Consider the following 13,205-nt stretch of genomic DNA (forward strand, 5'->3'; position numbering starts at 1 on the left):
AAAATATGGTCAAAATTTCCTTTTTTAAATAAACTTGATGATTAAAAATTAAAATAAAGCACTTCTATTTCTGTAATTTCTTAAAAATGTGTATTTTCGCAAACTGATAAAAAACTATAATTTATAAAATGGCAATTTTAGGACAAATTAGGAGTAAGCCTTGGCTTTTAATGGGAGTAATAGCCTTAGCGCTTTTAGCGTTTTTGGTTAACCCAGACAGTATCGACAAGGTTTTTGGTAAAAATCCTGACATTTTAGGAAAAGTAAATGGTGAAAAAATTACCCGCGAAGAGTTTAACGATCAACTTTTCGTACTGCAGCAACAGGCTGAACAACAAGGTGGTCCAAAGACCGGTCTTGAAGAGCAGGCTTGGCAATTATTGGTGCAATCTAAACTTATCAAACAGCAGTTCGAGAAATTGGGCTTTGAAATGACTGATGATTATTTCTGGAACCAGATTCAGTATGATCAGATGTTTGCTCAGAATAAACAGTTTTTTGATGAAAAGGGTAACTTTAAAACTCAAGAGCTTAAAAAAGAAATCGAAACATTACAGAGTGCTAACCCTCAGGGGTATGCTCAATGGTTAAAGACAAGAAAAACAATTGAATACAGACTGATGGCCAGACAGGTGTTCAGCAATATTTCAGCAGGGATTACTACAGGTAAGAAAGAGGCTGAAGAATTGATGAAGCAGAGAGACCAGCTTGCAGATATCGACTTTGTGAAAGTAGACTATGCGGCTTACCTTCAGAAAACTAAAATTAATGTTACAACGGAAGATCTTGCTAATTATATTAAGCAGCATGCTGTAATGTTCAAAGCTGAGCCTAGCAGAAATATCGGGATTGTATTTTTCCCATCTAAGCCTAGCGCAGCAGATGATGCCGCAGCATTGAAAGAAATTACAAAATTATACTCAGTAGGTAGTGATGCCAGCGGAGGTACAGAAAACTTCCAGAATACGAAGAATGACTCTATGTTTGTAATGGCAAACTCTGATATGCCTTTCAATCCTCAGTATATGAAACCTACTCAGTTGCCGGCTACTATACAGAGCCAGATTGCTACTGCAGCCATAGGGCAGACTTTTGGTCCGTATAAAGAACAGGATTTCTATGTAGTGTCTAAACTTGTTGGTAAAAAGACTTCAGATTCTACATTATCAAGACATATTCTTATTGCTTTCAAAGGAAGCCCTGCCGGAGAAGGCGTAACAAGATCTAAGGAGCAGGCTAAGAAATTGGCAGACTCTATCGGGGCTATTGTAAAAGCAACTCCTGCTAAATTTACAGAATTCCTTAAGCTTTCTAATGATCCAAACTCTGCAGCACAAGGAGGAAGTTTAGGATGGACAACTCCAGAAACACCTTTCGTTCCGGAATTCCTTACTTACCTTGCCAATAATCCTAAAGGAGCTACAGGGGTAGTAGAAACGCAGTTCGGTTACCATATCATCAATATTGAAGATAAAAAATCCGGATCAATGGGGTATCAGGTTGCTAATTTAGTAAAGGCAATTAAAGCTTCAGATGCTACAGAAGCTGAAACAGATAAGAAATCAAGAAAATTCATTCAGCAGGTTCAAGGGAAATCTTTCAACGATTTTGTGAACATTGCTAAGAAAGGTAATTATCAGTTCTCCAATCCAAAAGCAGCAAAAAGATTTGAAGGCCAGCTTCAGGGCTTAGGTACTGAAAAAGACGCTGAGATCTTAACCTGGGCTTTTGATAAGAAAAGAACTAAAGGAGATACAGAATTATTTACTGTAGACGGAACAGGGGACAAAATTGTAGTATACCTGAACGGAAAACAGGAAGCCGGACTTGCTGATCCGGAATCTGTAAGAGATCAGATTGAAGTGATTGTTAAAAATAAATTGGCGGCAAAACAGATTTCTGATAAAATTGCAGGAGCTAAAGCTTCTAGCTTAGATCAGATTGCTACAATGTTTGCTTCTTCAAAACAATCAGCTCAGGTGAACCTATTGAACCCTTCAGTAGCAGGTGCTATGGAACCTAAGGTGGCTGGTGCTGCATTTGGAGTGAAGAAAGGTCAGCTTTCTAAGCCGGTTGAAGGAGGAACAGGAGTGTATGTTCTGATCAAAAAATCAGAAACAATAAACAAGCAGCCTGGAGATCTTAAACAGTTCACAGAATCTATTACACAGAGAAATGCAGGAATGTTCGGACAGGCTTGGCTAAAGAGTCTTCAGGATAATTCTGAAATCGAAGATTATAGAATTGAGATCTGGAATAAGGTAGGAAATCAGCAACAATAAGAAATTAAATTTCAACAATATAAAAGCGACAAATTTTTTTGTCGCTTTTTTTGTATTTAACGCAGAATAATAACCGAAAAGATTTATTTAAAATGTACTATATTTGCTTATTAGAAAAAAATTAGCAAGTGAAGTTCAGTAAAGAATTAAAAGCTGGTGTGATCACACTTCTAGCTATCGTAGGCTTTGTAGTGTTGTTTCAATTCATGAAAGGGAAAAGCCTTTTTACTACCGATAATATATTTTACGCAAAATATGACAATGTGGAAGGCCTTGCGCAATCTTCAGCAGTGTCTATCAACGGTCTGAAAGTAGGACAGGTGGATAAGATTATTCCTCAGACAACAAAAGAGGGTAAAATTAGCTTTGTTGTCAAAATTACAGTGGACAACAAGTTTGAGTTTTCAAAAAATTCAATGCTGGAAATTTTTGAACCGGGATTAATGTCCGGTAAAGAAATGAGAGTGAACCTTGTGTATGGCGGTCCTACTGCAAAAGATGGGGATACCTTGAAGGGAGCTTTTAAATTGGGGATGATGGGAAGTCTTTCTTCTCAGGTAGGTCCGGTTAAAGATCAGCTACAGGTGGTATTACACAGGGTAGATTCTCTGATGACTAATGCCAATCAGATCTTTGATGCTCAGAATAGAGCTGAAATCAGGGCTCTGTTAACCAATCTGAATAAAACGGTAGGGGCATTGCAGACTACAGCAGGAAGTGTAAATACTCTGGTAGGGCATAACGATCCTAAGCTTCAGAAAGTATTGGACGATGCAAGCCTTACCATGCAGAGTGGAAAAGTAACCTTAGATAAATATGGAAACTTAGCACAAAGCATTGATACCAAACAATTAAATGCAACAATTGCCAATTTGGATACCACGGTAGGTAAGCTGAATCAGGTAATTGGTGGAATAGATAAAGGTGAAGGAAGTTTAGGAAAACTAATGAAAGATGAACAACTTTATAATAATCTGAATTCAGCATCATTGAATCTGAATTCATTGATTGAAGATATGAAAGCGAATCCTAAGAGATATATTAATTTCTCGGTTTTTGGTAAAAATAATAAAGACTAATACGTCCTATGCAGTACATCGATAACATTATTTTCCTGATTTTATTAGTGGCTGGGTTTGGCTTGTTTGCTAAAAGCCTGCAGAAGATCTACAGAAATATCAGGCTCGGGCATGAAATCAACAGAAATGACAGGAAATCCGAGCGCTGGAGTACCATGGCAAAAGTGGCTATGGGGCAGAGCAAAATGGTAAAACGCCCTGTTGCAGGGATATTGCACCTTTTTGTATATGTAGGTTTTGTTATTATTAATATCGAACTTGTAGAAATTGTAGTGGACGGAGTATTCGGAACCCACCGTTTTCTGGCTTCGGTTTTCGGACATGGATTTTATAATTTCTTTACTGCAACATTGGAAATTCTGGCACTCCTTGTAGTGATCGGAGTGGTTGTATTCTTTATCAGAAGAAACTTTTATGGGGTTAAAAGATTAACTATGAAAGAACTTTTCGGATGGCCAAAACAAGATGCTAACTGGATTCTTATTATAGAATTTGCCCTAATGGTGGCTTTCTTTAAGATGAACGGTGCAGATTGGGTTTTGCAACAGAGAGGCCTTCTTCCTGAGCATGGAAGTTTCCCCATCAGTTCTACCTTTTTAGCACCTGTTTTAGGAGGCTTTAGTGACGGTTTTCTTTTCTTTACAGAGAAAGCGGCATGGTGGTTCCATTTTGTAGGGATCCTTTTCTTCATGAACTATCTTTACTATTCAAAACATTTACACATTATCCTGGCCTTCCCAAGTACATGGTTTGCCAATCTTGATAAAAAAGGAAAATTCAACAATCTTGAATCTGTAACTAAGGAAATCAAATTAATGATGGATCCTAATGCAGACCCTTATGCTGCTCCGGCAGAAGGAGAGGCGGATGCTGCTCCCTCTAAATTTGGTGCAGAAGATATATTTGATCTGAATCAGGTACAATTGCTTAATGCCTATTCTTGTACAGAATGTGGACGCTGTACCTCTGTTTGCCCGGCTAATATTACGGGTAAAAAGCTTTCTCCAAGATTAATCCTGATGAAAACAAGAGACCGATTGGAAGAAGTAGGAAAAAATATAGATAAAAACGGAAAATTTGTTGACGACGGTAAAAAGTTGTTGAATGATTATATCACAAAAGAAGAACTTTGGGCCTGTACTACCTGTAATGCCTGTACAGAAGCTTGCCCTGTATTATTAGATCCACTTTCCATTATTTTTGATATGAGGAGATTCCTGGTAATGGAACAGTCGGCTGCACCGCAGGAACTGAATCTGATGATGACCAATGTAGAAAATAATGCAGCGCCATGGCAATATAACCAGGCGGACCGTTTGAACTGGGCAAATGATTAAATCATGAAAAAGCTAATCTACATATTTCTGTTCTTATGTTCAGGTTTTCTATGGGCTCAATCGGCTGATCAGAAGAAAATTCTTGAAGATTCACGGTCTTTCATATCTTTATTTCAAAAGAAAGATTATGATGGAATGGTGAATATGACTCATCCGGCAATATTTGAAAAAATTGATAAACAAACAATGATCGATGGCTTCAAAAAAATGTTTGAGAAGAATGATGAATTTGAAATAGAAATGGTAGATACAGATCAGACTACATTTAATGTTTCTGATATCTTTACCACCGCAGATAATACAAAATATGCGTTCAGCAGCTATCCCATGAAAATGAAAATGACATTTTTAAAGGAAAAGTTCGATGATGATAAAAAGAAGATGGTGCTGGGAATGATGGAGGCTCAGGGAATGGAGGCGAAATTTATAAATGATACGACCCTGGAAATGAGTAAGCAAAGTATGATCCTTGCCCTCAATGATAAAACAACATCAAATACCTGGAAGTATCTGAATTATGACGAAGCCAATCCTTTATATGTTTCTATAGTCCCTGTGGAGGTCATGAAAAAGGCAAAGGAATACTATGCTAACTTATTAATTAAACAAAAAGAAAATGCAAATTAAAACAATGGCAGAATATGCTGCCGAAGGAAGATCCCCGGAAGTTTTATTTTGGGTTGGATGTGCTGGAAGTTTCGATGACCGCGCCAAAAAAATTACAAAAGCATTTTGCAAAATATTAAATAAAATAGGAGTTGAATTTGCAGTGCTGGGACAGGAAGAAAGCTGTACCGGAGACCCTGCAAAAAGAGCTGGAAACGAATTCGTTTTTCAGATGATGGCCCTTACCAATATTGAAGTATTGAATGCATATGAGGTGAAAAAAATAGTAACGGCTTGCCCGCACTGTTTTAATACCCTTAAAAATGAATATCCAAGCCTTGGCGGACACTTTGATGTGGTTCACCATACCCAGTTCCTTAAAACATTAATGGAAGAAGGAAGACTAAAGATTGAAGGCGGTGCATTTAAAGGAAAGAAAATTACCTTTCATGATCCGTGCTACCTGGGAAGAGCCAACGACGAGTATGAAGCGCCAAGACTATTACTTGAAAAACTGGATGCAGAGCTTGTGGAAATGAAGCGTTGCAAAACAAACGGTCTTTGTTGTGGTGCCGGAGGGGCACAGATGTTTAAAGAACCTGAAAAAGGAAATAAAGACATCAATATTGAGCGTACAGAAGAAGCCTTATCTTTTGAACCTAAAGTGATTGCTACAGGATGTCCTTTCTGTAATACAATGATGACAGATGGAGTAAAACATTTTAATAAAAATACAGAAGTTGCCGTAAAGGATATTGTAGAACTTCTTGCTGAGGCAGAGGATTTATAGGTCCTTTATATACAATACAAATATAAACTCAGGCTTTGGCTTGAGTTTTTATTTGTGATCAACTCAAGAATATTTCTTAATTTTGATACTTAAATTGATAGCATATGAAGTCGTCATTTAACCCAACTTTCCTGTCAACAGAAAAAGGCGGCAATGATAACAGCATATGGGATTAAAAATACGTACATATGAAAATAGAAGAATCCAATATTGTAGAAACTAACGACTACAGAGTTATTATATACCCGGCTTCAAGGCCTCTTGAAACCAAAGAAGCAAAAGCAATTACTGAAAAATTGTTTGACTTCCTTGCAACATGGGCAGCCCATGGAAAAGCACTTTCTTCTTCTTTTAAGATTGAAAAAAATCAGTTTATCATCATCTGTGTAGATGAAGAAAAAGAAATGGCTTCAGGATGCAGTATTGACGCATTGGGTAAGATTATGAGAGAAATTGATGAAGAATATCAACTGGGACTTTTCGACAGAATGAAAGCCAGCTTTGTAGACAACGGAGAGGTAAAAACATTAAAACTTCAGGATTTTAAATCCCAATTGAGAAATGGAGAACTTTCAACAGATATCCAGGTTTTTGACTTCTCTAAAAATACCTACCTTGATTTCCTGAGCCACTTCCTTTTACCTTTGGAAAAAAGCTGGGCGGCTTCTATAAAATAAGTGTTTAAAGAAACACGGTAATCAATCAGAAAGTGGAATGTATTTCCACTTTTTTGTTTTAATGTATCTTTGTAAAGACTCAGTAATTGCTAATGCCAAAAGTACTTTTTTTAACGACTTCACACCGATATGATGATGACAGGATTTTTTATCATCAGGCTAAAGCTCTCAGAGATGAAGGGTATACCGTTAAAATCTGCAGTCTGTACACAGATTATAAAGGATTTCTTGACGGGATTGATATTGAGGCGTATTCTGCTTTAGAAGAAAGCATAGAGACGAAAATAAAAATATTCCGGGATGTCTGTCGGGCCTTTCAGCCGGATGGTATTATCTGCTCAGAGCCTCTGGCAGTAATTGCCTCCGGAAAGTTTGTAAAAAAGCATAGAATCAGCTGTATTTATGATATTACGGAATGGTATCCTGCCATGTCTATGCTTGAAGTCTATCAATTTCCTGTTAAGATCATTCAGGCAGCAAAATTTTTTCTGATTCAGCTGTATGCCGGTTTCCTCAGTACTCATTTTATTTTTGGAGAAACTACAAAGAAATTTCCTTTAGGCTATTTATTTGGGTTTAAAAAACAAATGGTCCTTCCTTATTATCCGGATGAAATGTATATCAGGGAAAGTATAAAAAAACTTGAGCCTGGTAATATTACCCTTTGTTATACAGGGATGATCTCAAAAGATAAAGGGATTGATAATTTCTTTAAAGCAGCTGATCGGGTAAGAAATAAGCTTCCTCAGCTTAGACTTAAAATCCTTATTGTAGGGTCAACGAGACAGGAAAGTGATGAAGTGCATTTTTCAGCTTTGCTTAAAAAATATGCGTTTGATGAGATTGAAATTAAAGAACCTGTTTCTTTTGAGAAATTTACAGAAGCATTTTCCGATGCTGACATTTGCTTTGACCTCAGGGAAATCAATTTTGAGAATAATCACTCTCTTCCCATCAAGTTGTTTTATTTTATGGGAGCCGGAAAGCCTGTAATTTATTCTCGTCTGAAGGGAATCAGGAAACATATGGGAAATCTTTCATTTGGAAGCCTTGTAGACCCTCAGAATACGGAACAGATTGCAGAAATCATCATACAGTATGTGACAAACCCTGAGCTGTATGATGCCCACGCATTCAATGCCAGAAAAGAATTTAAGGAAAAATACAATTGGGGAGCTATTCGTGATTCATTTGCTAATTTTGTAAAAAAAGCTATCGAAAAATAATAACCATGAAGCTTACTGTTATTAAAACCTTTATTTCGCGCTTCCTGATTCTGATCCTGAGTTTCGGTTTGGTTATTTTTTCCACGAATATGTGGGGAAGTGAGGGAAAGGGAACTATTTCCATTGTCATTGCCAATGCTGCCGCAGTAAGCTTTTTCAGCAGTATCTTTTCAGGCAGCAGTACTTCTTATTTTGCTTCAAAGTTTAAGATTGAAAAAGTGTTGCTATATGCCTATTTATGGTCACTTGTGACAGGTATAGTAATTCCTCTTGCTTTTAGTTTAGCCTCAATTCAGAGTGGCTATCTTCCCTATCTTATCGGCATCTCAGTTTTTTCTTCACTGTTATCAACGAATATTAATTTGTTTGTTGGGACACAGAATATCAGAAAGTTTAATATATATACAGTTTTACAACAGCTGGTACATATTGTCTTTATTGGAATTTTCATCTATCTTTTCAATAGTAAAGATGTTTCTGTGTATTTCCTTGCCCAGATTGGATGTCTGGGACTTTTATTTTTTACCAGCTTTTTTCAAATTATCAGAAAATGCAGTATTTCAGAAATATCATTTTCAAAAGAGGTTTCAAGGAATATGTTTGAATATGGCTGGAAAACACAATTGAGTGCATTTGTCCAGTTTCTGAACTACAGGCTTTCATTTTATTTCCTCGAACATTTTGAGGGAATAGCAAGTGTAGGGATCTTTTCGATCGGGATTACCTTTTCAGAAGCAATATGGACGATTACCAGAAGTATTGCTGTTGTTTTATATTCTGATGTTGTCAACAGTAAAAGCAGGGAAGAATCTATAGAAAAAACGAAATCTTCACTCAAGCTGACCTTTATCCTCATGGTGGGCTTTGTTCTGGGAATCGTTATTATTCCCGCCCAGGTCTATGAAATGATCTTTGGAAGGGAATTCAGGAATACCAAAGAAATAATGCTTCTTTTATTTCCCGGTATTTTTGCCATAGCGATAAGTGATATGATCGGATATTATTTTTCAGGGATCAGAGAACTTAAAATACTGAACGTGAAGTCAATTGTAGGGTTGGTCATTACGGTTCTTTTTTCTTTTATAGCTATACCGAGATGGGGAATTTGGGGGGCGTGTTTTGTGACCACATTTTCTTATTTGGCTTCTTCATTCCTGTTATTCCGGAAGTTTTACCGTTCTACAGAATTTAAATTGAGTGATTTTATGATCTCAAAAGAAGAGATCTATCTTTTAAAATCAAAATTTATAAAGAAATAGGTCCTTGTGGCCAGCAAATAAAGTCATTTTCCTATTTTTACAACTATTAAGATCTAATATGTGCGGAATCAGCGGTTATTATTCATTTCATAAAAGTATTTCCTCTAAAAATATTTTAGAGATGAATCAGGCCATTAAGCATCGGGGACCGGATGATGAGGGCTTTTGGCTTTCTGATATAAAAAAAGGAACATCTTTTTCCGGCAATGATTCCACTCCAAAAATAAAAGAGCAGTTTCCCATTTTGGAAGATGATAGCTCAGACATTGCTTTAGGATTTCGAAGACTTTCTATCATTGATCTTTCTGAAAAAGGGCATCAGCCTATGCTTACTGAAAATGAGCAGGTGGTGATTACTTTCAATGGGGAGATTTACAACTTCAGAAAACTCAGGGAAGAACTCCGTATAGTAGGATATCACTTTGAAGGCTCCTCTGACACTGAAGTACTGCTGAAGTCTTATCAGGAATGGGGAACTGGCATGTTTGAAAAGCTGGATGGAATGTTTGCACTCTGCATTGTTGATCTCAGCGCAAAGAAGCTTATTTTGGGCAGAGATAGAGTAGGAATGAAACCCCTTTTCTATCATCAAAGTGAACAGGGCATAGTTTGGGCCTCAGAAATAAAGGCCATTTTGAAAAATGAGCTGGTAGCGGCTGAAATCAATTGGGATGGAGTATATACTAACTTTCTTTTTCAGACAACATTAGCTCCGAAAACCTGTTTTAAGGGGATTTTTTCTGTAGAACCGGCTTCTGTGATGACCATTAGTTTAAGAGATCAGAAAATAACGACTGAAAAATTTTGGAAACTGCCTTTAAAGACCGAACAGAATATTTCTGAAGAAGAAGCTGTAAAAACTATAGATCATTTGCTGTCTGAAAGCATATCGGAGCAGCTATATGCAGATGTTCCTGTAGCAGTCATGATGAGTGGGGGCATTGATTCTACGTTAATTGCCTCGAAATCAAAACTTTTTAATGCCAATATCAGTACATACACTATTTCCTATCCTTTTTCTGAAGAGGAGATACAGAACGCTTCTCTGGCAGCTGAGCACTTTGGAGTCTCACATAAGGTTGAAAAAGTAAATGATGAAGATATCTTAGACCAGTTAAAAGAAAATATACAGCATTTTGAAGAACCTTACTGTAGTCTTGAAGTACTGATCAATGCTGCAAAATATGCAAAAGATAATGATATAAAAGTAGTGTTGAGCGGAAATGGGGCAGATGAACTTTTTGGAGGCTATTCCCATACATTGAAACTTAAAAAATGGCTTTTGATGAAGAATTTTAACTTCACCAGACATTTTATTGTTACGAAAGATCCTTTTTCCAGAAAGGTGAAAAATTACTTTTCTCAGGATTTTATGTTTGATTTTTTCCGCCAGAGCCAGATAAGTATGGCCCCCTTTGAAGCAAAAAATATAATAAGACCAGACATTTTCAGAAATATTGATTCAGATCTTACAAGGTATCATTTATCAGAATCTAAAAATTATTCAGGCTATTTTGAATATGATATGAAATATTCTCTGTCGTCTCACCATGTTTTCAGAGACGACCTGAGTGCCATGAAATATGGGGTGGAATTTCGTTATCCCTATCTCAGCAACCGGTTGATAGATTATGTTGCCGTTTTACCGGAGCGTTTCAGGTTTAATGGGATTCAGAATAAGCCCTTATTACGGAAAACAGCCGAAAGATATCTTCCTTCCGAAGTTTTGAATATGACAAAAAGAGGTTTTTCTTTTCCTCTGAACCATTTTATTAAGAATGAAGAAAAAATCAGAAATTTTATTGTTGAAAATCTTGAGAGCCTTAAAAAAAGAAATTTTTTCAAAACAGAAGTCATCGATGAATGGTGGAATCATTTGGAAAATGAATATGACTGGGTAAAAATCTGGCAGCTGGTGACTTTTGAGTTGTGGTACCAGAAATATTTTGAGAAATAAAGAAGGAGTCTAAAGATTAATATTTTATCTTTGTTGTGAATGAGAAATATTGTTTTTGGAATATGGGTTATGGCTTTCGCACTTTTAAGTTGTAAAAGTGATGATGAATCTTTACAAAGGATTGATCAGATCATGAATATTTATATGGTTAACGGTGCAGGGCAGGATTTGTTGAATAGCAAAAAACCAGGATCATTCAGTGGATATTCGGTGAACGACAGTTTAGGAGACAGAGATATTTCTCCCGTCAGTATTCCACTGAGAATGACAGCTGATTCTACATTTTATATGGAATATATTGCCGGTGCCAAAAGAAAAAGACTGGATTCTGTAAGTCCGGACAATCCGGGTACAGGTAATTCTTATTATTCTGTAATGACTCTGGGTTTAATAAAAACAGTGAATAATGTAGCGGATACTATTACAGATAGATTAAGAATTGAGTACCGTAAAACACCCACTTTATTCCAGGTATCTAAAGTATATTACAATGATGTGCTGCAATTTTCAAAAGAAGCGGATCAACCAAATTCGATAAATACCTTTACTATCACAAAATAATTTTAAATTTGTACAATTGTTAGTTTATTGAAGCTAACTTTCTAATATTTAACATCTCAATAAAATGTTACAAGTCAATTTTTTACGCGACAATAAAGAGCGCGTTTTAGAAGGTCTTAAAAAAAGACAATTCAAAAATCTTGAGTTGGTAGACGAGGCTATCGCTGCTGACGAAGAAAGAAAAAGAATCCAGTTTGAATTAGATTCCCAGCTTTCCGAGATCAACAAAATCTCCAAAGAAATAGGACTTTTGATGAAGGAAGGAAAGAGAGAAGAAGCGGAATCGGCAAAATCTAAAACAGCACAGTACAAAGAGTCGAGTTCAGAATTGAAAATTCAGTTAGAAGCAAAAGAAACAGCTTTATTGGATATTCTATACCAGCTTCCCAATATCCCAAATGAATTGGTAAAGAGTGGAGCTTCAGCAGATGATAACGAAATTATTTTCCAGTCTCATACAGTGGAAGGTCTTGGCGAAGGGGCTATCCCTCACTGGGAGCTGGCAAAAAAATATAACCTGATTGATTTTGAATTGGGAGTAAAAATTGCGGGTGCCGGTTTCCCTGTCTATCTGGGGAAAGGAGCCAGATTACAGAGAGCTTTGGTGCAGTATTTCCTGGATAAAAATGTGGATAAGGGATATACGGAAGTAAATCCTCCTCACGTTGTAAATGAAGCATCAGGATTTGGAACAGGTCAGTTGCCTGATAAAGAGGGACAGATGTATTATATCAACGAAGATAAATTATATTTGATTCCAACGGCAGAGGTTCCTGTAACGAATCTTTACCGTGATATATTGCTTGAAGAAAAAGATCTTCCCATTAAAAATACGGCTTTCTCTCAATGCTACAGAAGAGAAGCGGGGAGCTACGGAGCTCATGTAAGAGGGCTGAACCGCCTTCACCAATTCGAGAAAGTGGAAATTGTAAGAATTGAGAAGCCTGAAAATTCTTATGCTGTTTTAGAAGAAATGGTAGAGCACATCAAAGAAATTCTTACCGATCTTGAACTGCCTTTCAGAGTATTAAGACTTTGTGGTGGTGATACAGGTTTTGCTTCTGCCATGACCTACGATTTTGAAGTATGGAGTGCTGCTCAGGAAATGTGGTTGGAGGTAAGCTCTGTTTCTAATTTTGAAACATTCCAGGCTAACAGACTGAAATGCCGTTATAAAGCAGACGGAAAGTCTCAGTTGGTTCACACCTTAAACGGATCCGCGATGGCGTTGCCAAGAATTATGGCTGCATTGCTTGAAAACAATCAGACGGCAGAAGGAATTAAACTTCCTAAGAAGATCGCTGAATACGCGAGATTTGATACTATTAACTAGAATATTTTTATTCATAAAAAGAAGAGGCCGCCTCACACTCGTGAGAACGGCCTTTTTTATGGAATTTTCCTGTACTCCTTTATGAGAAGGGTTTTCGT

Annotated in this window: 11 protein-coding genes; all 11 read left to right on the plus strand. The window is 36.8% G+C overall.

Going from position 1 to position 13,205, the window contains the following annotated elements:
* Positions 1 to 128 precede the first annotated feature (128 nt).
* The 11 genes from MP477_RS06445 to serS all read left to right on the plus strand — a co-directional run bounded on the left by MP477_RS06445 (position 129) and on the right by serS (position 13,107).
* A complete protein-coding gene (locus tag MP477_RS06445) occupies positions 129 to 2,282 on the plus strand; it encodes a peptidylprolyl isomerase (RefSeq protein ID WP_257189664.1) in 2,154 nt (717 codons plus the stop codon).
* 128 nt (positions 2,283 to 2,410) lie between these two features.
* Positions 2,411 to 3,361 (plus strand): MlaD family protein, encoded by a 951-nt coding sequence (locus MP477_RS06450; protein ID WP_230032653.1) that lies wholly within the window; start codon positions 2,411 to 2,413, stop codon positions 3,359 to 3,361.
* A gap of 8 nt (positions 3,362 to 3,369) precedes the next feature.
* Positions 3,370 to 4,698: a (Fe-S)-binding protein gene (locus MP477_RS06455; protein ID WP_257189665.1), complete on the plus strand. Its 1,329-nt coding sequence runs from the start codon at positions 3,370 to 3,372 to the stop codon at positions 4,696 to 4,698.
* Between the two features lie 3 nt (positions 4,699 to 4,701).
* Positions 4,702 to 5,325, plus strand: coding sequence for a hypothetical protein (locus MP477_RS06460; RefSeq protein WP_257189666.1), 624 nt, complete (start codon positions 4,702 to 4,704; stop codon positions 5,323 to 5,325).
* Positions 5,315 to 6,094 (plus strand): (Fe-S)-binding protein, encoded by a 780-nt coding sequence (locus MP477_RS06465; RefSeq protein WP_106918014.1) that lies wholly within the window; start codon positions 5,315 to 5,317, stop codon positions 6,092 to 6,094. Before MP477_RS06460 ends, MP477_RS06465 begins: the two co-directional genes overlap by 11 nt.
* 188 nt (positions 6,095 to 6,282) lie before the next feature.
* Positions 6,283 to 6,771, plus strand: coding sequence for a hypothetical protein (locus MP477_RS06470; RefSeq protein WP_257189667.1), 489 nt, complete (start codon positions 6,283 to 6,285; stop codon positions 6,769 to 6,771).
* A 92-nt stretch (positions 6,772 to 6,863) separates the two neighbouring features.
* Positions 6,864 to 7,997, plus strand: a complete 1,134-nt coding sequence (locus MP477_RS06475) for a glycosyltransferase (protein ID WP_257189668.1) — start codon at positions 6,864 to 6,866, stop codon at positions 7,995 to 7,997.
* 5 nt (positions 7,998 to 8,002) lie between these two features.
* Positions 8,003 to 9,256 carry a lipopolysaccharide biosynthesis protein gene (locus tag MP477_RS06480; RefSeq protein ID WP_257189669.1) on the plus strand — a complete coding sequence of 418 codons (1,254 nt, stop codon included), beginning with the start codon at positions 8,003 to 8,005 and terminating at the stop codon, positions 9,254 to 9,256.
* 58 nt (positions 9,257 to 9,314) lie between these two features.
* Positions 9,315 to 11,213, plus strand: coding sequence for an asparagine synthase (glutamine-hydrolyzing) (gene asnB, locus MP477_RS06485; RefSeq protein WP_257189673.1), 1,899 nt, complete (start codon positions 9,315 to 9,317; stop codon positions 11,211 to 11,213).
* Between the two features lie 39 nt (positions 11,214 to 11,252).
* Positions 11,253 to 11,774, plus strand: coding sequence for a hypothetical protein (locus tag MP477_RS06490; RefSeq protein WP_230032632.1), 522 nt, complete (start codon positions 11,253 to 11,255; stop codon positions 11,772 to 11,774).
* 64 nt (positions 11,775 to 11,838) lie between these two features.
* Entirely contained in the window at positions 11,839 to 13,107 is a 1,269-nt protein-coding gene (serS, locus tag MP477_RS06495; RefSeq protein WP_257189675.1) for a serine--tRNA ligase, read from the plus strand.
* The last annotated feature ends 98 nt before the right edge of the window (positions 13,108 to 13,205 follow it).

It is taken from the genome of Chryseobacterium sp. WG23 (assembly GCF_024586575.1).
Taxonomy (GTDB): Bacteria; Bacteroidota; Bacteroidia; order Flavobacteriales; family Weeksellaceae; genus Chryseobacterium.